Source organism: Pseudomonas sp. YL2 (genome assembly GCF_023063025.1).
Classification (GTDB): domain Bacteria; phylum Pseudomonadota; class Gammaproteobacteria; order Pseudomonadales; family Pseudomonadaceae; genus Aquipseudomonas; species Aquipseudomonas putida_A.
This window is the reverse complement of sequence record NZ_JAJSLU010000020.1, coordinates 38,121-59,259: the sequence shown is the minus strand read 5'-3', so window position 1 is coordinate 59,259 and position 21,139 is coordinate 38,121. Positions and strand designations below refer to the sequence as shown.

Genomic DNA, 21,139 nt, shown 5'->3' with positions numbered 1-21,139 from the left:
CGCGACGCCACGGCTACAGACCTTGAAGGTTTATAGCCGGTGCCGCGTAGGAGTCTTTACATGAGTCTGGAAAATATCTCCTGTCAGAAAAGTTTCGGCGGCTGGCACAAGCGCTATCGCCACCGTTCCGACGTGCTCGGCTGCGACATGGTGTTTGCCGTGTATTTGCCGCCGCAAGCGGAGCAGGGCGGCAAGCTGCCGGTGCTGTATTGGCTGTCCGGCCTAACCTGCACCGACGAGAACTTCATGCAGAAGGCCGGGGCGATGCGCATGGCCGCCGAACTCGGTCTGATCATCGTCGCGCCGGACACCAGTCCGCGCGGCCCGGATGTGCCGGGTGATCCAGATGGCGCCTGGGATTTCGGTCTCGGTGCCGGGTTCTACCTGAATGCCACGCAGGAACCGTGGTCGCGGCACTATCGGATGCATGACTATGTCGTGCAGGAATTGCCTGCACTGGTTGAAGCGCATTTCCCGGCGTCGGACAAACGCAGCATCAGCGGCCACTCCATGGGCGGTCACGGTGCACTGGTCTGCGCGCTGCGCAACCCGGGGCGTTATCAGTCGGTGTCGGCGTTTTCGCCGATCAACAACCCGATGGATTGTCCGTGGGGGCAGAAAGCATTCTCCCGCTATCTGGGCGAAGACCGTTCCAAGTGGAAAGAATGGGATGCCTGCGCGCTGATTGCTGAAGCCGACGAGAAACTGCCGTTTCTGGTCGATCAGGGGGATCGCGATGACTTCCTCGCCACGCAGCTCAAACCCGAAGCCCTGCAACAAGCTGCAAAACAAGCGGGTCATCCGCTGACGCTGCGCCTGCAACCGGGCTACGACCACAGCTATTTCTTCATCTCAAGCTTCATTGACGACCACTTGCAGCATCACGCACGCGCCCTGCGCGGTTAATGCAGGTAGAATCACGCCCTGACAAAAATCGGGGCGTTTTTTTATGCGTATTGGCCACGGCTACGATGTTCACCGTTTCGCTGAAGGCGATTTCATTACTCTGGGCGGCGTGCGTATTGCACACGGCTTCGGGCTGCTCGCTCATTCCGACGGTGACGTCCTGCTGCATGCCTTGAGCGATGCCTTGCTCGGCGCGGCCGCGCTGGGCGATATCGGCAAGCACTTTCCGGACACCGACCCGCAATTCAAGGGCGCCGACAGCCGTGTGCTGCTGCGGCATGTGGTCGCGCTGATCCACGCCAAGGGTTGGAAAGTCGGCAACGTCGACAACACCATCGTCGCTCAGGCACCGAAAATGGCCCCGCATATCGAAGCGATGCGCGCGTTGATCGCCGCCGATCTGCAAGTTGAACTGGATCAAGTGAACGTGAAAGCTACCACCACCGAAAAGCTCGGCTTTGTCGGTCGCGAAGAAGGCATCGCCGTGCATTCCGTTGCCTTGTTGCTGCGCGCATGAACGAACTGCAATTGCTTGGCCCGCGGGCCTATGGCGAACCACTCGGCACTGCGGTTCTGAAAGCCATCGCCGAAGATTTTCAGGTCGATGAAGTGCTCGACATCCCGTTCAGCGGCGATGGTGAGCACCTGTGGATCTGGGTCGAAAAACGTGGCCTGAACACCGAAGAAGCCGCGCGCCGAATTGCCAAGGCTGCCGGCGTGCCGTTGCGCACCGTCAGTTATGCCGGGCTCAAGGATCGTCAGGCGCTGACCCGCCAGTGGTTCAGTGTGCAACTGCCGGGCAAGGCCGACCCGGATCTCTCGGCGGCGGAAAACGACACGCTGAAGATCCTCAAGACCACGCGCCACAAGCGCAAGCTGCAACGCGGCGCGCATTCGGCGAACGGCTTCACCTTGCGCCTGACCCAGTTTGCCGGCGACAAGGATGCGATCGAGCAGCGTCTGCAACTGATCGCCAAGCAAGGCATTCCCAATTATTTCGGCGCCCAGCGTTTCGGCCATGACGGCGGTAACGTCGTTGATGCGCGTGCCTGGGCGGCGCGCAAGGCATTGCCCGAGCAGCGCAATGTGCGTTCGCGGCTGCTGTCGACGGCGCGCAGTTTTCTGTTCAATCAAGTGCTGGCGGCGCGGGTTGCCGACGGCACCTGGCAGCAGGCGCAGGTCGGCGATCTGCTGGCGTTCACCGACAGCCGCAGTTTCTTCCCGGCGGGTGTTGCCGAATGCAGTGACCCGCGTCTGGCGATTCTCGACCTGCACCCGACCGGTCCGCAGTGGGGCGAAGGTGACTCACCGACCGCTGGCGCTGTCCATGATCTGGAGCAGGGGATTGCCGAGCGTGAGGCGGATCTGCGCGATTGGTTGATCAATGCCGGAATGAGCCACGAACGTCGCATCCTGCGGCTGCCCATTGGCGGGTTGTCGTGGCATTATCCCCAGCCTGACATTCTGCAACTGGAATTCGTCCTCCCGGCCGGATGCTTCGCCACCGTATTGGTGCGCGAACTCGTTGATCTGGTGCCGGTGGGGCAGACGGACAGCCCATGCGTATTCTGATTTCTAACGACGATGGGGTAACCGCACCCGGTCTCGCCGCGCTTTATGCTGCGCTGGCGGATTACACCGAGTGCGTGGTTATCGCCCCGGAGCAGGACAAAAGCGGCGCCAGCAGTTCGCTGACGCTCGACCGTCCGTTGCACCCGCAATACCTGGCAAACGGTTTCATCAGCCTCAACGGTACGCCGACCGACTGTGTGCACCTGGGCCTCAACGGCCTGCTGGAGCGCGAGCCGGACATGGTGGTTTCCGGGATCAACCTCGGTGCCAATCTGGGCGATGACGTGCTGTATTCCGGCACCGTGGCGGCTGCCCTCGAAGGGCGCTTTCTCGAGCGCCCTTCGTTTGCGTTCTCGCTGTGCTCACGACAGGTGGACAACCTGGCGACAGCCGCACATTTCGCGCGCAAACTGGTCGAGGCCCACGCCGGGCTGGACCTGCCGCCGCGCACGGTGCTGAACGTGAACATTCCCAATCTGCCGATCGACCATATTCGCGGCATTCAGTTGACCCGTCTGGGCCACCGCGCCCGGGCCGCGGCGCCGATGAAAGTGGTCGACCCGCGTGGCAAGGCCGGCTACTGGATTGCTGCGGCCGGTGATGCCGAAGACAGCGGCCCGGGCACTGACTTTCATGCGGTGATGCAGGGGTATGTGTCGATCACGCCGTTGCAGCTCGATCGCACTTTCAATGATGCCTTCAGAAGTCTCGACGGCTGGCTGGAGGAACTGCGCTGATGGCTCGTGAACACGAAGACAGACTGCGCAGTGGCATCGGCATGACGTCGCAGCGCACCCGTGAACGTCTGATCCAGCGGCTGTATGAAGAAGGCCTGTCCAACGCCAAGGTGCTGGAAGTGATCCGCCGTACGCCGCGTCATCTGTTTGTCGATGAAGCGCTGGCGCACCGTGCCTACGAAGATACCGCACTGCCAATCGGCCACAACCAGACCATCTCCCAGCCTTATATGGTGGCGCGCATGAGCGAGCTGCTGCTGGAGGCGGGATCGCTGGACAAGGTGCTGGAGATCGGTACCGGTTCGGGTTACCAGACCGCAGTGCTGTCGCAACTGGTCGAGCGGGTATTTTCGGTCGAACGCATCAAGGTCCTGCAGGATCGGGCCAAGGAACGCCTGGTCGAACTCAACCTACGCAACGTGGTGTTCCGCTGGGGCGATGGCTGGGAAGGCTGGCCGGCGCTGGCGCCGTACAACGGCATCATCGTCACCGCAGTCGCGACTGACGTGCCGCAGGCCTTGCTCGATCAACTGGCACCGGGTGGGCGGATGGTGATTCCGGTTGGCTCGGGGGAAGTGCAGCAACTGATGCTGATTGTGCGTGAAGAACACGGCTTTTCCCGTCACGTATTGGGAGCCGTGCGCTTCGTGCCATTGCTCAATGGCCCGCTGGCCTGAGCATTTATTTGCGGGCGCTGAATTCCTCGCGCTGGCCTGTGTCTTACATCGGCAGCGATGGTTTAAACGCTACGAATTGTCCAAGGGCAAACGTGTGCGTGAAGCGTTTTCGCATCTTTAACGGTAAAGCCTGTTCGGCCCGTTATACTTGCGACACTACTTGCCGCGATTCGGCATTCCACATATTTCAGCCACCACAAAGGGAGCGGCGGGTGAGTCTCACAGTCATTGCGCAGCGTATGGGTAACACGAGCTTTCAGCGCCTGGTGACTGGCCTTGTATTGAGCACCCTGCTGGTCGGTTGCTCCAGCACCAAATCGAGCAACGTGCGGGTGGTCGATCGCAACAGCGCGGCGGCCCAGCGTCCGGCCGTCACGACCGGGCAGTATGTAGTCCGTCCGGGCGATACGCTGTTTTCCATCGCTTTTCGCTACGGCTGGGACTACAAAGCCCTCGCGGCCCGGAACAATATTCCTACGCCGTATACGATCCATCCGGGTCAGACAATTCGCTTTGACGGGCGCACTGGTTCAACACCGACGGCCGTAGTGAGCAACAGCAGTTCCGCGCCATCATCGTCGAGCAAAACCACGGTAATCCGACGCCAGGCGAATGGCACGACGACCACCACCGTGACCGGCTCCGGGGCAGCTGCTGCGGGGGCTGCACCGTCCGTCGCGAACAAATCGGCCCCGGCTCCGATGCCTCCACCGGGCCCGGCCCCGACCGGCTGGGGATGGCCATCTAATGGCATTCTGATTGGAAAATTCTCTTCAAACGGTAGTTTGAATAAAGGAATTGATATCGCCGGAGATTTGGGACAGCCTGTTTTAGCTGCGTCTGATGGGACGGTGGTTTACGCCGGGAGTGGCTTAAGGGGCTACGGTGAATTAGTCATCATCAAACACAGCGAAACCTACGTCAGTGCCTACGGACATAACCGCAGGCTGTTGGTACGGGAGGGGCAGCAGGTCAAGGTCGGACAGACAATTGCCGAAATGGGGTCCACGGGTACAGACCGGGTGAAACTGCATTTTGAGATTCGCCGCCAAGGTAAACCTGTAGATCCGCTGCAGTTCCTGCCCAAACGTTGATTTGAGGCCAGCCTGTTCCGTCGCGTAGAGGGGACAGGCTCCAGCGCTGCCAAGGATAAAGGCGTCGCTTGAGCTTGGGGTCGAACTCACCAAAGGACTATAACAATGGCTCTCAGTAAAGAAGTGCCGGAGTTTGACATCGACGATGAGGTTCTCCTTATGGAGGCCGGCATCGATTCGGAATCTTCGATGTCGAATGATGAAGGGGCTGCTCCACCTTCCGTTCGTTCCAAATCCAGACAATCCGCTTCACTTAAACAACACAAGTACATCGACTACACTCGGGCACTCGATGCCACGCAGCTGTATCTCAACGAAATCGGCTTTTCACCACTGCTCTCCCCGGAGGAAGAAGTTCATTTTGCGCGTCTGTCGCAAAGTGGCGACCCTGCCGGGCGCAAGCGCATGATTGAAAGTAACCTGCGGCTGGTCGTGAAGATCGCCCGGCGTTACGTCAATCGGGGGCTGTCGCTGCTGGATCTGATCGAAGAGGGTAACCTCGGCCTGATCCGCGCAGTGGAAAAGTTCGATCCCGAGCGCGGCTTCCGCTTCTCGACCTACGCGACCTGGTGGATCCGTCAGACCATCGAGCGCGCGATCATGAATCAGACCCGGACCATCCGGTTGCCGATCCATGTGGTCAAGGAGCTCAACGTGTACCTGCGGGCCGCACGGGAGCTGACGCAGAAGCTCGATCACGAACCTTCACCCGAAGAAATCGCCAACCTGCTGGAAAAACCGGTGGGCGAGGTCAAGCGCATGCTCGGCCTGAACGAGCGGGTTTCTTCGGTCGATGTCTCGCTGGGTCCGGATTCGGATAAAACCCTGCTGGACACCCTGACGGATGACCGTCCGACCGATCCATGTGAACTGCTGCAGGATGACGACCTGTCGCAGAGCATCGATCAATGGCTCTCGGAACTGACCGACAAGCAGCGCGAGGTGGTCGTACGCCGCTTCGGTCTGCGCGGCCATGAGAGCAGCACGCTGGAAGACGTAGGCCTGGAGATCGGCCTGACCCGGGAACGGGTGCGGCAGATCCAGGTGGAGGGCCTCAAACGCCTTCGCGAAATTCTCGAGAAGAATGGCCTGTCGAGCGAGTCGCTGTTTCAGTAAGCGCCTCACACGCCTGCCGCAAGAAGCCCCGACTGGTTCGGGGCTTTTTTATTGCTCGGATATTGGCTGATGACTGTCTGTGGCGAGGGAGCTTGCTCCCGCCGGGTTGCGCAGCAACCCCAAAAATTCATGAGCGCTACGCACTCAAGCGGGAGCAAGCTCCCTCGGCACAAAGTTCATTGCCGGACAAATGGTCAGCATTTCCATCGTTTGTAGTCTCGCGGTGTAAGCCTTGGCTTACTCTTTCGTAAGCGTTCCCTATTTTTGCAGGACGGTAGACGTCGACTGCTGCCGAGAGTCGTATTTAACCGATTGATTTATATGCTTATTTTTTAATGTGAAGTGCTTATTACAGCGACTTTCACCCCGCGGGGCCGATTGCTCTGGGCAGGGAACTCTTTAGTATCAGCACTGTGTCGACGGACAGACACGCCCTTCAAGGAAGAGGGGAACGGACATCGCAGGACGCGATTCATCAGGACGATAAAAAGGAATACAGGGAATAGGGAAAAAATGTGGGCGGGTCAAACCGCCCCTTTTTTTGCCTGTAGAAAAGTAAAACCCGAAAAAGCAAAAAGGCCCCAAGGGGCCTTTTGGTAACGCGCGACAGATCAGCGTTCGAGGTCTTTGATCTTGCCTTTGACGCCATCCCACTCTTCGGCATCCGGCAGCGATTCTTTCTTCTCGGTGATGTTCGGCCAGATTTCGGCCAATTCAACGTTCAGTTGAATGAACTCCTGCATATCCTCCGGAACTTCATCCTCGGAGAAAATCGCGACGGCCGGGCATTCCGGTTCGCACAGGGCGCAGTCGATGCACTCGTCCGGGTGAATCACCAGGAAGTTCGGGCCTTCGTAAAAGCAGTCCACCGGACAGACTTCTACGCAGTCGGTGTACTTGCACTTGATGCAGTTGTCGGTGACGACGAAGGTCATTTCTAATTTTCTCCTCAGGCGGCGGCAGCGTAGCCCCTTCACGGTTGGGGTCGCCAGGTTCGGGAGCGATGTCTGCCAGCCAGGCTATTAGCCAGCAGCATCCCAAACCGCGCGAGATTCTAACAGCTTGAAGCCATTTGCGTTATATCCGGTTCTTCGCTGCTTAGATCCGGTTCTTAAGTGCATATAACAATTCGAGCGCTCGACGCGGGGTCAGGTCATCGAGATCCACTTTGGCCAACTCATCGAGCACCGGGTGCGGCAGGCTGGCGAACATGTCGCTCTGCTGCGGAACGGCCGGTTTGCCTTTGACGGCAGGCTTGGGCGCTTCATGCGGCAATGCGGTGTCTTCCAGTCGGCTCAGGTGCTCACGGGCCCGCACGATCACTTCACTCGGCACGCCGGCCAGTTGCGCCACCGCCAGGCCGTAGCTCTGGCTGGCAGGCCCCGGCAACACGTGGTGCAGGAACACGATGCGCTCGTTGTGCTCAGTGGCGTTGAGGTGCACGTTGGCCACCAGCGGCTCGGCTTCCGGCAACACGGTCAGTTCGAAATAGTGCGTGGCAAATAGAGTATAGGCACGCAGATGCGCCAGACGCTCGGCGGCCGCCCATGCCAGCGACAGACCGTCGAAGGTGCTGGTGCCGCGCCCAACTTCGTCCATCAGCACCAGACTGCGCTCGGTGGCGTTGTGCAGGATGTTGGCGGTTTCGCTCATCTCGACCATGAAGGTCGAACGGCCACCGGCCAGGTCATCGCTGGAACCGATTCGGGTGAAGATCCGGTCCACCAGCGACAACTCGCAACTGGCCGCCGGCACGAAGCTGCCGATATGCGCCAGCAGCACGATCAATGCGGTTTGGCGCATGTAGGTGGATTTACCACCCATGTTCGGGCCGGTGATCACCAGCATCCGGGTGTTGTCATCCAGGCTCAGGTCGTTGGCCACGAATGGCGTAGTCAGCACTTGCTCGACCACCGGGTGACGCCCTTGGGTGATGCGCATGCACGGCTCGCTGACGAAGCGCGGGCAGTTCAGATCAAGGTTCAGCGCACGCTCGGCAAGATTGCTCAGCACGTCCAGCTCGGCCAATGCGCCGGCAGTGTCCTGCAACGGTGGCAACTGGCTGATGAGATCTTCCAGCAGCGCCTCGTAGAGCATTTTCTCGCGAGCCAGGGCACGGCTCTTGGCCGACAGCGCCTTGTCTTCGAATTCTTTCAGCTCAGGCGTGATGAAGCGCTCGGCGCCCTTGAGCGTCTGGCGCCGGATGTAATCGGCTGGAGCCGATTCGGCTTGCTTGCTCGGCAGTTCGATGAAGTAGCCGTGAATGCGGTTGTAACCGACTTTCAGGTTGGCCAGACCGGTGCGGGCCTTTTCCCGGGCTTCCAGATCGATAAGGAACTGGCCGGCGTTTTCGCTCAGCGATTGCAACTCGTCGAGTTCGCTGTCGTAACCGGTTTTCAGCACGCCGCCGTCGCGGATCACTGCTGGCGGGTTGTCGATGATGGCTTTTTCCAGCAGCGCCGCCAGTTCCGGATAGGTGCTGGTGGTGGTCGCCAGGCGTTGCAGGTGCGGTGCTTCGAGGTCGGTCATCGCCACTTGCAGTTGCGGCAGGGCACCGAGAGCATCGCGCAGACGCGCGAGGTCACGGGGGCGCGCATTGCGCAGGCCGATCCGCGCCAGAATCCGCTCGATGTCGCCGATTTCCTTGAGCTGCGGCTGCAGCTTTTCGAAGCGGTAGCCGTCGAGCAGGCAAGTGATCGAGGTCTGCCGCGCCAAAAGCACGGTCAGATCGCGCAGCGGACGGTTCAGCCAACGGGTCAGCAAACGGCTGCCCATTGCGGTCTGGCAGCGATCAACCACTGATTGCAGGGTGTTGTCGCGACCACCAGCCAGGTTAGTGTCGAGTTCGAGGTTGCGGCGGCTGGCGCCGTCGAGCACCACGGTATCGTCCAGACGCTCATGACGCAGGCTGCGCAGATGGGGCAGGGCGGTGCGCTGGGTTTCCTTGGCATAGGCCAGCAGGCAACCGGCAGCGCCGATGGCCAGGGTCAGGGTTTCGCAACCGAAGCCTTTGAGATCTTGCGTGGAAAACTGCTGGCAGAGACTTTTCAGCGCCGAATCACGCTCGAAATCCCACGGCGCGCGACGACGCACACCACGGCGCTTTTCCGCCGGCAGGTCTTTCGGCCAATCGTCCGGGATCAGCAGTTCCACCGGGTTGACTCGCTCCAGCTCCGCCAGCAGGTTTTCCCAGCCCTTGATCTCGAGCACAGTAAAGTTGCCGCTGGTGATGTCCAGCACTGCCAGACCGAACAGGCGCTCGTCGCCTAGCACGGCGGCAATCAAGTTGTCGCGGCGTTCATCAAGCAGCGCTTCGTCGCTGACCGTACCCGGGGTGATGATGCGCACCACCTGACGTTCCACCGGGCCCTTGCTGGTGGCCGGATCGCCGACCTGCTCGCAGATCACCACCGACTCGCCGAGCTTGACCAGTTTCGCCAGGTAACCTTCCGCCGCGTGGTATGGAATCCCGCACATCGGAATCGCTTGCCCCGCCGACTGGCCGCGCGCGGTCAGAGTGATGTCGAGCAACTTGGCCGCCTTCTTCGCGTCTTCATAGAAGATCTCGTAGAAGTCGCCCATGCGATAGAACATCAGCTGATCCGGGTGCTGATTCTTCAGGCGCCAGTATTGCTGCATCATCGGGGTGTGGGAGGACAGGTCGGAGACGGCTTTATTCATCGGATTGTCAGGTAACTCGTTAAATGATGTAGGGCAAAAGCGAGGGCAACCGCCGGGCTTTTCCGCGATGGGCGCAAGATTACCATGGGCGGTCGGCTCGACGCAGGCATGACGGCCGGCTGACACTTTTTGCGTTTAATTGTGATTTATGCACGATTTATGCAAATCAGCATTTGTCTTCGGAAAAAACTTCAAGCACTATGCGCGTTATGCAAAAACGCAACGTATCCTCCGTCTTAAGAGCACTGCTCGACCAGCACGGGATCTCCCCCACGGAGCTCCACCGTCGCACCGGCGTGCCTCAATCAACGCTCTCGCGGATTCTCAGCGGGAAGATCGTCGATCCTTCGGATAAACACATCTCGAAGATCGCCGAATACTTCAATGTGAGCACTGATCAATTACGTGGCCGCGCCGATGTCGCGATCGCGACCGGTGGCGCGCGCGATGACGTGCATGCGGAACTCAAGGACATAAGCCTGTGGGACGACGATACCCCTGTCGATGACGACGAGGTGTCGGTGCCCTTTCTTCGTGAGGTTGAATTGGCTGCTGGATCAGGAAGATTCGTCATCGAAGAGAGCGAACGCTCTAGCCTGCGCTTCGGCAAACGCAGCCTGCGCCATAACGGTGTGCAGTTCGACCAGGCCAAATGCGTGACGGTGCGCGGTAACAGTATGATGCCGGTGTTGCGTGATGGCGCCACGGTCGGGGTGAACGCTGGCAAGTGCGGAATCGGCGACATCATTGATGGCGACCTGTACGCGATCAATCACAACGGTCAGTTGCGCGTGAAGCAGCTCTATCGCCTGCCGACCGGTATCCGTCTGCGCAGTTTCAACCGCGATGAACATCCGGACGAGGACTACAGCTTCCAGGATATGCAGGACGAGCAGATCGTCATCCTCGGTCACGTCTTCTGGTGGGGCATGTACGCCCGATAGATTTTCACCCGTCAAAGAAACCCGCCTCCTAGCGGGTTTTTTTTCGCCTGAATAAAACCCTCGAGCCCTTGATTTATGCGGCCTGCATGCGTTCGTGCATTTCCTTCGCATAAATAAATGCATTTATGCATTGACTGTATATGCATCCATGCATATTCTTGCCACCAAGCCGCTCGACAAAGCGGCTGGCAACAACAGCTCTTTAGTTCCACAAGAACAGGCAGCGATGAACCGGCCTCAACGGTTCAGAGGGTTGGCAACTGACCCGGGTGTGCAGCGTAAAGCACCAAGAGCAGTTATCCGGCGGGCAGGGACCGCGGTCGGAAAAACAATTTGAATGGACTCGTACCGCGCCAGTAGCGCCGAAAAGTCAGCTTCCTTCTCGAAAACAGGATTTGAAGGAAGGCGAAGGAGCGCATTACTGAAAAGCCCGGCGTAATGCCGGGCTTTTTGGAATGCCTACCCGGGCAGGAACTGAAAAGCCGGGATGCCGGCAATCAATCAGGATGATGAGCATGAAGAAGTACGCACGTGTCGTCGAAGGCAAAGTCGACAACATTTTTGAAACCGCTAACCCGATCACCGAAGAGTTTCCGGCGAACCAAGTCTGGGTGGATGTCAGCGCATTGCCCAAGATCGACTATTCCTGGAACGCGGTGAACACCGACGGCGTCTGGACATTTACCGACAGCGATATGTGGGGGCAACCGTCCTCGTTGGCCATTCAAATGCGTAATGAAAGAGCTATTCGTTTCGACAAAGTCAACGCCACTCTGGCGTCGTCGGCGCTGGTGCAGAAGGTTGAGCTGGGGCTGGCCACGCCGGCAGAGGAAGCCGCACTGCTGGAATACAAGCAGTTCTTCATCGCGATGAGCAACGTCAACAAACAGCCGGGCTACCCGCTGACTGTTAGCTGGCCTCAAGTTCCATAAACAACGCTTGGCGCGCCCACAGCGTTCAGGCGCGGTGGACGCGAGATCGAAACACCAAGCGGTGAGTGTTGAAAAACTTAAACCAAGGAGAAACACATGAATCGATATGTCTTTATTTCATTGAGCACTTTCAAAGTTTATCGGGTACTCGATACTGATGAGGGGATGCCGACCAGTCCTCCCGATGGCGTGTGGGGGCAATGGGTGGATGCCACTGGAAATACCGAAGTTGTGGTCGGATGGAACGCTAGAATTGTCAACAATCAATGGGAGTTGCATGCACCCACCTATGAGGAGGTAGCCGCTGAAGTCAAAGTTCTTGCGATTGAGAGGTTGTCGGATGCCAGAGGCTGGCTGAGCATCAACCCGTTGGATTACAAGAAGGATTTGGGCATTGCAACGCCGGAGGAGGAAGCGGCGCTATTGGCTTATAAGCAATACGTCGTCGCGCTGTGCGATTTCAAGAATCAACCAGGTTACCCGTACACCATCATTTGGCCGACAGTGCCTTTTCCGCTGGTTTGAGTCGGCTGTGTGATTTTATTGGTCTGTATTACTCAAAAGCCCGGCCCCGCGCCGGGCTTTTTGGAATGCCTACCTGAAGAGACATCGCTTGAACCCGACATACATCACTCATCAACTGAAACCAGGAGGCGTGACATGACAAACGAGCAACAAGCGTTGGCGGACATGCCGATCTGGCTGGTCATCCTCCTCGCTGTAGTGGGCGGGGTGTCCGGCGAAATGTGGCGCGCCGACAAGGAGGGCGCCCGCGGTTGGTCATTGCTGCGGCGTCTGGCCCTGCGCTCCGGCGCCTGCATGATCTGCGGCGTCTCGGCGATCATGCTGCTGTATGCAGCAGGGCTTTCGATCTGGGCCGCCGGAGCCTTCGGTTGCCTGACCGCCATGGCCGGTGCCGACGTCGCCATCGGTCTGTACGAACGCTGGGCCGCCAAGCGCATCGGCGTCTGCGAAGTTCCCCCGCCGCGCGATCCCCAGTAACTCAACACTTTCCTGCCTCGCTGCAACTGATGCGGCGGGGCTGCGCGTGGACAATTGAAAAGGAGGTCATGCATGCCCGCACCGATCCAGCAGCCTTCGCAGCTGTTCACGGCGATGGCGACAACCCTGCGCAACAGCGCCGGCCTGAATCTGCAGGTTGGCAATCACGACGACTTCACCGCCCCCGGCGCTCAGGCCTGGGCATTGATTGACTTCGACCGTAATGCGCCCGGTGTGCGTGGCGCCGACGGACGTATCGCCCACGTCATGACGGTGTCGCTGCAAGTCATTCCGGCACTGTCCGCCAGTGCATTTGCCGCCTGCGATCTGATCGCCGTGCTGAAAAACCTGATCACCGACAACCGCTGGGGCCTGCCCGGTGCTCAATGTGATCTGCCGATGAACCTTGATGGTCTGCCGTCAGTGCTCATCCGCGCCGATCAGCAATACAAGGCGTGGACTCTGACTTTCACCCAGACCCTCTACCTCGGTCCGACGCTGCTCGACGACCCGCTCGGCACGCCGAAATTCGCCCGCACCTGGGAAGTAAGCAATATCGACGATCCGGACCAATACACCGCGCTGGAGGCCTGACCGATGTTCGACGCATTACTGCGCATGCAACTGGGGCCGATCATCGAGCGGCTGGCCGAGATGGAAGCGGAAATCGACGACCTGCACCGACGCGCCGAGAGTTTCTGTCGCATCGGCGTCTGTCAGGCAGTCGATGCCGCGAGCAACACTTGTCAGGTCAGCCACGGTGGACTGCTGACGCCCGCCATCAAGTTCTTCAACCCGAGCGCCGGAGCGCAGAGCGAATCGCGGATTCCGAGCGTGGGCGAGCAGTGCCTGCTGTTCAACTACGGCAGCGGTGAAAGTGGCGCGCAAAGCGTGGCGTTGTTCGGATTGAACAGTGACCGCTTTCCACCCACGGCGACGGTACCGACGCTGACGCGCCGGGTGCATGTCGACGGCAGCGAAAGCGGCTATGACGACGCTACGCACACCCTGCACTGGCAGAACGGCCCGGCCGCATTCAGTGGCTCTCGCGAATCGCTTGCACTGAGCATCGGCCCGGCGCAACTGACGATGACGCCACAGCTGATCAGCCTGCAACTCGGCGCCGTCGGCCTGAGCATCGACGCCTCGGGCGTGCACTTCAGCGGCCCATTGGTGGATCACCAGGGCCGCGTCATCAGCCCCTGAATCAAGAGCTTCCCATGATCGGAATCGATAGAGACTCCGGGGCCACGGTCGACGACTGGCTGCAGTTCGTGCAGCGCGCGACACGAGCCCTGACCACGCCGCTGGGCACCCGGCAAAAAAGGCCCCTTTATGGCTCACTGATCCCCACGCTGCTGGGGCAGAACCTCGGTGACGACGTTCTGCTTATGGCCCAGAGCCACGCGGCTCAGGCGTTCTACAACGCGCAGAACGGGATCAGCGATTTTCAGCCGAGCGTGATCGTCGCCAGCCGTAAGGGCGCCGGTCTGCTGCTGCGTTTCGCCGGCACCTGGAAAAACCGTCAACAGACATTCGAGGTCGTGACATGAGCATGTTGATCCCCGGCCAGAATCAGTTGGCCGAACCGGCGCTGATCACCGTCGACGCCTTCGAAGACCTGCTCGCCGAGTTCAAGACCTTCGTCGTCGAATACGTCGGCGCCCGGGCGCCGGACAGCGCAGCGAAACTCAAGACCAGCCTCGATAACGAAAGCGAACTGCTGACCCTGGCGCTTGAGGCTTTCTGCGTGCGTCTGCAAACCCACGAACGCAAATACAACGCCCGCATCAAGCAGATGCTGGCGTGGTGGGCCACTGGCAGCAACCTCGACGCACGGCTGGCGGACATGGGCCTGGAGCGGCAGTTGCTCGACCCCGGCGACCCGGCGGCATTTCCGCCGGTACCGCCGATTTATGAAAGTGATGACGACGCCCGGCTGCGCTATTACCTGGCGCCGCATGCCCCGGCTGCGGGTTCGCGAATGCAGTATCGCCGCGAGGTATTCACCCTCGGTGAACGGCCAACGGTGAAGGTCGAATCCAGCGATGGCGGTGTGGTGAACGTCACCTACACCTTCAACCCGGACGGCCTCGCGGCACAGGTCAAGGACGGCAACGGTCGGCGTACTGCGCCGGGCGAGGTGCAGGTCACGGTGTTGTCGCGAGACGGCGATGGCACTCCGTCTGCAGCGTTGCTTGACGGTGTACGTCAGCACTTCGCCCGCCCTGATGTGCGACCGGAAACCGACCTCGTCACGGTCAAGGCAGCCGACATTCAGCGCTACAAAATCCGTGTCGTGGCGAAGATCAATTCCGGTCCCGATTCGGGCCTGACCAAAGTCGCCGCGCAGCAGCAATTGCAGGCCTACGCCGACAGTTGCCATCGCCTCGAAGGGCGGGTCGATCCGAGCTGGATCGACTACACGCTGCACAGCGCCGGCGCCGTGCAACTGCAGATTCTTGAACCGCTGGCGCCGATCGTGACCACTGCGTTTCAGGCACCGTACTGCACGGCAGTCGAGGTCGAGGTGCTGACACTATGAGTGAGCCAACGCGTAGCCCGACCTTGTTGCCGGCCAACAGCTCGGCACTCGAACGTGGACTGGATCTGGGTTTCGGCGCACTGCTTGATCGCATCGCGCCGCCATTCCCCGAACTGATGAATCCGAGCGAAACACCGGTGGCGTTCCTGCCGTATCTGGCAGCGGATCGCGGTGTCGCCGAATGGAGCACCAGCGCACCGGAAGCGGAAAAGCGCCTGACCGTCGAACTGGCCTGGCCCACCGCGCGCCAGGCCGGTACTCGTAAGGCGCTGGAAAACGCAGCCAAGGGTTTGCAACTGCGCCCGGAAGTTCGCGCCTGGTACGAACAGACGCCGCCCGGCGTGCCTTACAGCTTCAGGGTGCGCGCTTTCAGCGATCAACCTTACAGCGCAGAAATCGACGCCCGTCTCGACCGTCGTCTGGCCGATGCCAAGAGCGAACGGGACATTCTCTCGGTAACGGTTGGCTTGAGTGCGTTTGGCAGTCACTCCATCGCCGCCGCGACCTTTTGCGGTGAGCTGACCACGGTTTATCCGGTGTTCATCGAAGGGCTCGAAACCTCGGGAGAGGCGTTCCTGGCTGCCGGCATGTACACCGTCGAAACATCCACTATTTATCCTCAGGGGGCCTGAATGGCTGACTATTACACCCTGCTCACCAACGCAGGGATTGCCTACGAAACGGCGTGCAAGGCTGCGGGCACACCGATCAAGCTGACGCAGATTTCTGTCGGCGACGGCGGCGGCTCGGTCTACAACCCGGCCGCGACCGCCACTGCGCTGAAGCGCGAAGTCTGGCGCGGGCCGCTCAACGCGCTGTTTCAGGACGAGAAAAATCCGAGCTGGCTGCTCGCCGAAGTCACCATTCCGCCGGACGTTGGCGGTTGGTACGTGCGTGAAGCCGGGTTGTGGACCGAAACCGGGATTCTCTACGCCATCGTCAAATATCCGGAGTCGTTCAAACCGGTGTTGGCCACGTCGGGCTCGGGCAAAGAGTTCTACATTCGCTCGATTTTCGAGACCAGCAATGCATCGCTGGTGACGTTGCTGATTGATGACACCGTGGTTAAGGCCACCCGTGCCTGGGTCATGAGTTACCTCGCCGAGGAACTCGGCAAACTCGATGGCAAGCAATCGGTGCGCGTCGCGGCCTCTACCAACATCGTGCTGAACGGTGCGCAACAGATCGACGGCGTGGCCGTGATTGCCGGCGACCGCATTTTGCTGGCGAACCAGACCCTGGCCAAGGATAACGGCCTGTGGATCGTGGCTAACGGTGACTGGGTGCGGGCGACTGATGCCAATACCAGCGCCAAGGTCACGCCGGGCCTGACGGTCATGGTGGAGGAGGGTACGGCGAACGGCGATTCGCTGTGGCACCTGACCACGAATGCGCCGATCACTCTTGGCACCACCGCGCTGACGTTCAAGATGTTGGCCGGGCGCACCGGGATTGCTGCCGGCACTTACAAGAGTCTGACGGTTGATGAATATGGCCGCGCGACGGCAGGTGCGAATCCTGAAACGTTGGCCGGTTTTGGCATCAAGGATTCCTACACCAAGGCGGAAGTTGAAGCGCTGATCGCCAAGGCCTCGGCGTTGCCGGTGGGTTCGATTGTTGCGTTCCCGGTGGATGCACCGCCGCCGGGTTTTCTGGAGCTGGATAACAGCGTCAAGAGCAGTGCGACTTACCCGGACTTGAGCGCTTATCTGGGAGGCAAGTTCAACAAGGGTGATGAGGGCGTCGGGAATTTCCGTTTGCCGGAAGCGCGTGGGGAATTTTTACGCGGTTGGGATCATGGACGGGGAGTCGACCTGGGACGTCAAGTCGGTAGCCTTCAGGCTGATGATTATAAAAGTCACAGTCACCGGTACTTTGACAGCGTAGCTGCAAACATTGACCCTTTTGGGGGTACGGGCGCTGGAGTTGTTAACGGTGTCGTAACACCTCCCGCTACGGGTGGGTATCTGGCAACTTCAGGGCCTGATTCAAACAATCTGACGTCGCCCACAACTACCGTCAATGCAGGGGGAAATGAAACTCGCCCACGCAACATCGCCGTCATGTGGTGCATCAAAGCCTGGAACGCCCCGGTCAATCAGGGAACCATCGATGTAGCCGCACTGGCCAAGGAAGTCGAACGGCTCAAATCCGCTGTTCCGGTGGGGGCCGTTCTGGCATTCCCGACGGGGATCGTCGCGCCGGGTTATCTGGAACTGGATGGCAGTGTGCAGAGCATTGCGACTTATCCGGATCTGGCGGCTTTTCTCGGTACCACTTACAACAAGGGAGATGAGGGCGCGGGCAACTTCCGCTTGCCGGATTCGCGCGGTGAGTTCTTGCGTGGTTGGGATCATGGACGTGGCGTGGATGCTGGTCGACAGATTGGTACGGTTCAACTGGATGCGATGCAGCGCCTGACCGGTGCGATATCTGCAGCAGACTCCACTGGAATGGGCCAGATACTCAACGGTGTGTACGGTGGGTCGAAGTCCGGCGTGTCAAAGGGCGTAAATGCTGCTGTTGATGCTTACACCTCCATAGATTTTGACAACGCCCGACAAGCCCGGACAGCAACAGAAAATCGTCCCCGCAACATCGCCGTCATGTGGTGCATCAAGGCCTGGAACGCACCGATCAATCAGGGAAACATCGACATCTCCGTGCTCTCTGAACAGCTACAACAGCTTTCGTTGAATGGACCCCTTGCAGGGGACATTCGAAACGCTCGGGTCTCGATTCCGCTTGCTGCTCCGACTGCGACATTCACAGCTTCCGAGATCGTTCTGGGAGATGGGAATGGGAAAAGGTTGGTTATTTCCAACTTCAACCAGAGCCTCAACCTGTCGGCTTCGGTCAAGGGCCTGGGGGCAATGGATGCGGGCGCAGCGCCGGTCAATGGGTTTGTCGCGCTGTACGCGCTTTACAGTCCTGCGTCCAAATCCACCGGCATTGTTGCCGTCAATGCCACAGCTACAATCGCTCCGAAACTGTTGGCGGGTGTTGCTCCTGATGGCTATACATTTTCCGCGCTTCTCAGCATTTTGCCGACGAATGCCAGCGCTCAGTTTGCTGTAGCTGAACAAGTTGATCGTCAGGTGTTTTATGGCGCTCAAGTGTTGTCGACAACCGTCTCGGTTTCGACTCTCACAGGGTTGTCGATCTCTGCCGCTGTCCCATTGAATGCCAAGTCGGTTTCCGGAAATTTTCAAGGCTCGGTGTCGGCCAATGGATACAGCATGGCGCTTGCCGGGTCGGCTGCCGCCATAGGTCTTCAGACCTTTATCGTGAACTTTACAGGAACCGGCGGCGGGTCATTTCTGGATGTTCCCTTGTTGTCGCCGCAAACGCTGTTTTATCGCCTGACCAGCGCTGGAACCTTTAGTGCTTTTGCGATCACGACGAATAGTTACAGATTTTGAGGGTGAACCCAGTGGAAGATAAATCACGCATAAACGTCATGTTCTCGGATGAAACTCAAACGAAGATCGTTGCGGTTTTTTCCTGCCCTCAAGATGAGGGAAATTACGCCAATCTGGGGGTGGTCGAACCGCAGGATCAACGCTATCTGACTTACATGTCGGAGTCTCCAGTTGATCCGCAGCTGAGCCCTTCACAGATAATTGCGTCCGAGAGATATCGTCGGGAAGGTCTCGGTATCGTTGTGGGATCAATGGCTATCGAAACATCTCGCGACAGTCAGGCGCTGATCGCCAGCACCGGTCTGTCCGCCATTCTCGACCCCGAGTACCGCTGCAACTTCAAAACCCTCAATGGTTTTGTCGAGATCGGCGCCGAACAGATTCTCGCCATTGCCAAAGCTGTAAGGGCGCACGTCCAGGCTTGCTTCGACCGAGAGCTTGAGTTGCTCCGGGCTATTGAAGCGGGCACCTACACAGACGAAATGCTCAAGGAAAGCTGGCCGGATTCTCTACCAGCGACATCCGTCTCGGCTCCCCAGTAAACGCCCCGCACCCCGGAGCGTTTTCTTGTCCGCTTAAAACCAATCAACACCCGCCAAGCCCCTCCCCACGAGGGGCTTTCCCGTTTATGGAGAAACGAAAAATGGCAACCCGCCAAACCTACACCGTGCTCGTTCCATTCCCCACCGGCGGTGGGCACTGGTCGAGCGTCGGTCAAGACCTTGATCTGCTCGACGTCGAGGCCAGTGCGCTGCACAGCGCCGGTCGACTGGAACTGAAAACACCCTCCACCCAGGCCAAAAAGGCCGCTGCCAAGAAGGCTGACTAAACATGGCTGAGGTTCTGAACTTCGAGCACAACGGCATTACCGTCAATGCCACTGAATCCCCCGAGGCCATGGGTGGCCTGGGTGACAACGTCATCGGTCTGGTCGGCACCGCGCCGAAAGCCGATCCGCTGATTCCGCGTAACGCACCGTTTCGCATCAACAGCTTCACCACTCATGCGCTGCTCGATCCGACCGGTTCGGAAGAGGGCACCCTTTATCACGCGGTTTACCAGATCCTCAAAGTGGTCAAGGTGCCGGTGTACGTGGTGATCGTCGAAGCGGGCGCAACCCCGGCCGACACTGTCAACGCGGTGATCGGCGGTGTTGAGCCAGCCACCGGCCGCAAACTCGGCCTGGCCGCACTGGGCAGCGTCCCGGAAGACCTGACCATCATCGGCGCGCCGGGCTTCACCGGCACCAAAGCGGTGGCCAGCGAGTTCGCCTCGTTCGGCAAGCGCATCAAGGCCCGTGTGGTACTGGACGGCAAAGACGCTTCGGTCGCTGATCAAGTGACTTACAGCCAGGAACTCGGCGGCGCTGATCTCGGTTTCGACCGCTGCCTGGTTGTGCACAACATGCCGGCTGTGTACTCGAAAGCGGCGAAGAAAAATGTCTTCCTCGCGCCGTCCAGCCTGGCGATTGCCGCGCTGGCCAAGGTCAAGCAGTGGGAGAGCCCGGGCAACCAGGTGACCTACGCCGAAGACGTGTCCCGCGTCGTTGAATACAACATCCTCGACACCTCCACCGAAGGCGATCTGCTCAACCGTTACGGCGTGAGCTACTACGCCCGCACCGTGCTCGGCGGCTTCTCGCTGCTGGGTAACCGCTCGATCACCGGCAAGTTCATCAGCTACGTCGGCCTCGAAGATGCGATCAGCCGCAAGCTGGTCAAGGCCGGCCAGAAAGCCATGGCAAAGAACCTGACCAAGTCGTTCATGGATCAGGAGGTCAAGCGCATCAACGACTGGCTGCAGACCTTGGTCGCCGACGAAACCATTCCTGGCGGCAGCGTCTATCTGCACCCGGAACTCAACAGCGTCGAGAAGTACAAGAACGGCACCTGGTACGTGGTCATCGACTACGGCCGCTACGCGCCGAACGAACACATGGTTTATCAACTCAACGCCCGCGATGAAATCATCGAGCAGTTCCTGGAGGACGTTCTCTAATGTTTACCAACCGCGTAAGACAGGCCATCGCGGCCACCCTGCAAGGCCTGCCGTTGTCGGCGACCGTTGAGGAGTTCACCCCGCCGAAAATCGATTTCGACATGGAAAGCATGACGGGCGGGCGCTTCATCGTTGAGGAAATGGCCAAGAGTGCCAAGGCTCTGAACGCCACGCTCAAGCTGCAAGGCACCGGTGCTGAAGTGTTGCTGGCGATGGGTGTGAAGCTGGGCGACGACATCCTGCTGAACGTGCGTGAAGCCGGTCAGGATCAGGACGGCAACACCTGGTTCACCTATCACACCATCGGCGGCAAGCTCAAAACCATGGGTGAAGACGCGATCAAGATGGGCGGCAAAGCCCTGACGACTCTGGAGTTCTCCTGCCGCACCTACAACCGCCTGGAAAACGGCATCCCGGTGATCGACATCGACGTGCGCACCCAGAAGTTCGTGCTCAACGGCGTCGACATCCTTGGTGATGCGCGCCGTGCGGTGCTGATGCCGTAAGCCTCGA

General features: G+C 59.4%; 23 protein-coding genes. 21 read left to right on the top strand and 2 right to left on the bottom strand.

The features are described from left to right. Positions 1 to 60: 60 nt before the first annotated feature. The 7 genes from fghA (at position 61) to rpoS (ending at position 6,102) form a co-directional block, all read left to right on the top strand. Positions 61 to 906 carry an S-formylglutathione hydrolase gene (fghA, locus tag LVD08_RS23655; RefSeq protein ID WP_247269398.1) on the top strand — a complete coding sequence of 282 codons (846 nt, stop codon included), beginning with the start codon at positions 61 to 63 and terminating at the stop codon, positions 904 to 906. Positions 907 to 949: 43 nt separating this feature from the next. Further along, positions 950 to 1,423, top strand: a complete 474-nt coding sequence (ispF, locus tag LVD08_RS23650) for a 2-C-methyl-D-erythritol 2,4-cyclodiphosphate synthase (protein ID WP_027611044.1) — start codon at positions 950 to 952, stop codon at positions 1,421 to 1,423. Beyond that, entirely contained in the window at positions 1,420 to 2,478 is a 1,059-nt protein-coding gene (truD, locus tag LVD08_RS23645) for a tRNA pseudouridine(13) synthase TruD (RefSeq protein WP_247269397.1), read from the top strand. Before ispF ends, truD begins: the two co-directional genes overlap by 4 nt. Further along, positions 2,466 to 3,215, top strand: coding sequence for a 5'/3'-nucleotidase SurE (gene surE, locus LVD08_RS23640; RefSeq protein ID WP_247269396.1), 750 nt, complete (start codon positions 2,466 to 2,468; stop codon positions 3,213 to 3,215). Before truD ends, surE begins: the two co-directional genes overlap by 13 nt. A gap of 41 nt (positions 3,216 to 3,256) precedes the next feature. Beyond that, positions 3,257 to 3,892, top strand: coding sequence for a protein-L-isoaspartate(D-aspartate) O-methyltransferase (locus tag LVD08_RS23635; RefSeq protein WP_247269417.1), 636 nt, complete (start codon positions 3,257 to 3,259; stop codon positions 3,890 to 3,892). Positions 3,893 to 4,104: 212 nt separating this feature from the next. Then, the gene (locus LVD08_RS23630; RefSeq protein WP_247269395.1) at positions 4,105 to 4,986 is read left to right on the top strand and encodes a peptidoglycan DD-metalloendopeptidase family protein; all 882 of its coding nucleotides are present in this window, start codon (positions 4,105 to 4,107) and stop codon (positions 4,984 to 4,986) included. Positions 4,987 to 5,091: 105 nt separating this feature from the next. Beyond that, a complete protein-coding gene (gene rpoS, locus LVD08_RS23625) occupies positions 5,092 to 6,102 on the top strand; it encodes an RNA polymerase sigma factor RpoS (RefSeq protein ID WP_007964304.1) in 1,011 nt (336 codons plus the stop codon). Positions 6,103 to 6,713: 611 nt separating this feature from the next. Here rpoS and fdxA read toward each other — a convergent pair. Next, positions 6,714 to 7,037, bottom strand: a complete 324-nt coding sequence (fdxA, locus tag LVD08_RS23620) for a ferredoxin FdxA (protein WP_003222178.1) — start codon at positions 7,035 to 7,037, stop codon at positions 6,714 to 6,716. 163 nt (positions 7,038 to 7,200) lie between these two features. Beyond that, positions 7,201 to 9,783 (bottom strand): DNA mismatch repair protein MutS, encoded by a 2,583-nt coding sequence (gene mutS / locus LVD08_RS23615; RefSeq protein ID WP_027611048.1) that lies wholly within the window; start codon positions 9,781 to 9,783, stop codon positions 7,201 to 7,203. Positions 9,784 to 9,992: 209 nt separating this feature from the next. Here mutS and LVD08_RS23610 point away from each other — a divergent pair, with 209 nt between their 5' ends. The 14 genes from LVD08_RS23610 to LVD08_RS23545 all read left to right on the top strand — a co-directional run bounded on the left by LVD08_RS23610 (position 9,993) and on the right by LVD08_RS23545 (position 21,132). Further along, the gene (locus LVD08_RS23610; RefSeq protein WP_027611049.1) at positions 9,993 to 10,727 is read left to right on the top strand and encodes a LexA family transcriptional regulator; all 735 of its coding nucleotides are present in this window, start codon (positions 9,993 to 9,995) and stop codon (positions 10,725 to 10,727) included. Between the two features lie 515 nt (positions 10,728 to 11,242). Further along, positions 11,243 to 11,659 (top strand): tail fiber assembly protein, encoded by a 417-nt coding sequence (locus LVD08_RS23605; RefSeq protein ID WP_247269394.1) that lies wholly within the window; start codon positions 11,243 to 11,245, stop codon positions 11,657 to 11,659. A gap of 96 nt (positions 11,660 to 11,755) precedes the next feature. Continuing rightward, positions 11,756 to 12,184 carry a tail fiber assembly protein gene (locus LVD08_RS23600; RefSeq protein ID WP_247269393.1) on the top strand — a complete coding sequence of 143 codons (429 nt, stop codon included), beginning with the start codon at positions 11,756 to 11,758 and terminating at the stop codon, positions 12,182 to 12,184. Between the two features lie 135 nt (positions 12,185 to 12,319). Next, positions 12,320 to 12,661, top strand: coding sequence for a phage holin family protein (locus LVD08_RS23595; protein WP_003222183.1), 342 nt, complete (start codon positions 12,320 to 12,322; stop codon positions 12,659 to 12,661). Positions 12,662 to 12,733: 72 nt separating this feature from the next. Continuing rightward, positions 12,734 to 13,255 (top strand): hypothetical protein, encoded by a 522-nt coding sequence (locus tag LVD08_RS23590; RefSeq protein WP_247269392.1) that lies wholly within the window; start codon positions 12,734 to 12,736, stop codon positions 13,253 to 13,255. A gap of 3 nt (positions 13,256 to 13,258) precedes the next feature. Continuing rightward, positions 13,259 to 13,867: a phage baseplate assembly protein V gene (locus tag LVD08_RS23585; protein WP_247269391.1), complete on the top strand. Its 609-nt coding sequence runs from the start codon at positions 13,259 to 13,261 to the stop codon at positions 13,865 to 13,867. A gap of 14 nt (positions 13,868 to 13,881) precedes the next feature. After that, positions 13,882 to 14,214, top strand: a complete 333-nt coding sequence (locus LVD08_RS23580) for a phage baseplate protein (protein ID WP_247269390.1) — start codon at positions 13,882 to 13,884, stop codon at positions 14,212 to 14,214. Further along, positions 14,211 to 15,206, top strand: a complete 996-nt coding sequence (locus LVD08_RS23575; protein WP_103367840.1) for a baseplate J/gp47 family protein — start codon at positions 14,211 to 14,213, stop codon at positions 15,204 to 15,206. Before LVD08_RS23580 ends, LVD08_RS23575 begins: the two co-directional genes overlap by 4 nt. Beyond that, positions 15,203 to 15,838 carry a phage tail protein I gene (locus LVD08_RS23570; protein WP_247269389.1) on the top strand — a complete coding sequence of 212 codons (636 nt, stop codon included), beginning with the start codon at positions 15,203 to 15,205 and terminating at the stop codon, positions 15,836 to 15,838. Before LVD08_RS23575 ends, LVD08_RS23570 begins: the two co-directional genes overlap by 4 nt. Continuing rightward, on the top strand, positions 15,839 to 18,628 hold the full coding sequence (locus tag LVD08_RS23565; protein ID WP_247269388.1) for a phage tail-collar fiber domain-containing protein: 2,790 nt from the start codon (positions 15,839 to 15,841) through the stop codon (positions 18,626 to 18,628). An 11-nt stretch (positions 18,629 to 18,639) separates the two neighbouring features. Then, positions 18,640 to 19,170 carry a DUF4376 domain-containing protein gene (locus LVD08_RS23560; protein WP_247269387.1) on the top strand — a complete coding sequence of 177 codons (531 nt, stop codon included), beginning with the start codon at positions 18,640 to 18,642 and terminating at the stop codon, positions 19,168 to 19,170. Positions 19,171 to 19,271: 101 nt separating this feature from the next. After that, positions 19,272 to 19,457 (top strand): hypothetical protein, encoded by a 186-nt coding sequence (locus tag LVD08_RS23555; RefSeq protein ID WP_007964321.1) that lies wholly within the window; start codon positions 19,272 to 19,274, stop codon positions 19,455 to 19,457. Between the two features lie 2 nt (positions 19,458 to 19,459). Next, a complete protein-coding gene (locus LVD08_RS23550; RefSeq protein WP_095188864.1) occupies positions 19,460 to 20,626 on the top strand; it encodes a phage tail protein in 1,167 nt (388 codons plus the stop codon). Next, entirely contained in the window at positions 20,626 to 21,132 is a 507-nt protein-coding gene (locus LVD08_RS23545; protein ID WP_201135673.1) for a phage major tail tube protein, read from the top strand. Before LVD08_RS23550 ends, LVD08_RS23545 begins: the two co-directional genes overlap by 1 nt. Positions 21,133 to 21,139 lie beyond the last annotated feature (7 nt).

Coding starts and splice junctions, on each gene's coding strand:
- fghA (WP_247269398.1), top strand. CDS start 61: ATGAGTCTGGAAAATATCTCCTGTCAGAAAAGTTTCGGCGGCTGGCAC.
- LVD08_RS23580 (WP_247269390.1), top strand. CDS start 13,882: ATGATCGGAATCGATAGAGACTCCGGGGCCACGGTCGACGACTGGCTG.
- LVD08_RS23635 (WP_247269417.1), top strand. CDS start 3,257: ATGACGTCGCAGCGCACCCGTGAACGTCTGATCCAGCGGCTGTATGAA.
- LVD08_RS23590 (WP_247269392.1), top strand. CDS start 12,734: ATGCCCGCACCGATCCAGCAGCCTTCGCAGCTGTTCACGGCGATGGCG.
- LVD08_RS23600 (WP_247269393.1), top strand. CDS start 11,756: ATGAATCGATATGTCTTTATTTCATTGAGCACTTTCAAAGTTTATCGG.
- mutS (WP_027611048.1), bottom strand. CDS start 9,783: ATGAATAAAGCCGTCTCCGACCTGTCCTCCCACACCCCGATGATGCAG.
- LVD08_RS23570 (WP_247269389.1), top strand. CDS start 15,203: ATGAGTGAGCCAACGCGTAGCCCGACCTTGTTGCCGGCCAACAGCTCG.
- LVD08_RS23605 (WP_247269394.1), top strand. CDS start 11,243: ATGAAGAAGTACGCACGTGTCGTCGAAGGCAAAGTCGACAACATTTTT.
- LVD08_RS23550 (WP_095188864.1), top strand. CDS start 19,460: ATGGCTGAGGTTCTGAACTTCGAGCACAACGGCATTACCGTCAATGCC.
- surE (WP_247269396.1), top strand. CDS start 2,466: ATGCGTATTCTGATTTCTAACGACGATGGGGTAACCGCACCCGGTCTC.
- LVD08_RS23585 (WP_247269391.1), top strand. CDS start 13,259: ATGTTCGACGCATTACTGCGCATGCAACTGGGGCCGATCATCGAGCGG.
- LVD08_RS23595 (WP_003222183.1), top strand. CDS start 12,320: ATGACAAACGAGCAACAAGCGTTGGCGGACATGCCGATCTGGCTGGTC.
- fdxA (WP_003222178.1), bottom strand. CDS start 7,037: ATGACCTTCGTCGTCACCGACAACTGCATCAAGTGCAAGTACACCGAC.
- truD (WP_247269397.1), top strand. CDS start 1,420: ATGAACGAACTGCAATTGCTTGGCCCGCGGGCCTATGGCGAACCACTC.
- LVD08_RS23610 (WP_027611049.1), top strand. CDS start 9,993: ATGCAAAAACGCAACGTATCCTCCGTCTTAAGAGCACTGCTCGACCAG.
- LVD08_RS23575 (WP_103367840.1), top strand. CDS start 14,211: ATGAGCATGTTGATCCCCGGCCAGAATCAGTTGGCCGAACCGGCGCTG.
- rpoS (WP_007964304.1), top strand. CDS start 5,092: ATGGCTCTCAGTAAAGAAGTGCCGGAGTTTGACATCGACGATGAGGTT.
- LVD08_RS23565 (WP_247269388.1), top strand. CDS start 15,839: ATGGCTGACTATTACACCCTGCTCACCAACGCAGGGATTGCCTACGAA.
- LVD08_RS23555 (WP_007964321.1), top strand. CDS start 19,272: ATGGCAACCCGCCAAACCTACACCGTGCTCGTTCCATTCCCCACCGGC.
- LVD08_RS23545 (WP_201135673.1), top strand. CDS start 20,626: ATGTTTACCAACCGCGTAAGACAGGCCATCGCGGCCACCCTGCAAGGC.
- ispF (WP_027611044.1), top strand. CDS start 950: ATGCGTATTGGCCACGGCTACGATGTTCACCGTTTCGCTGAAGGCGAT.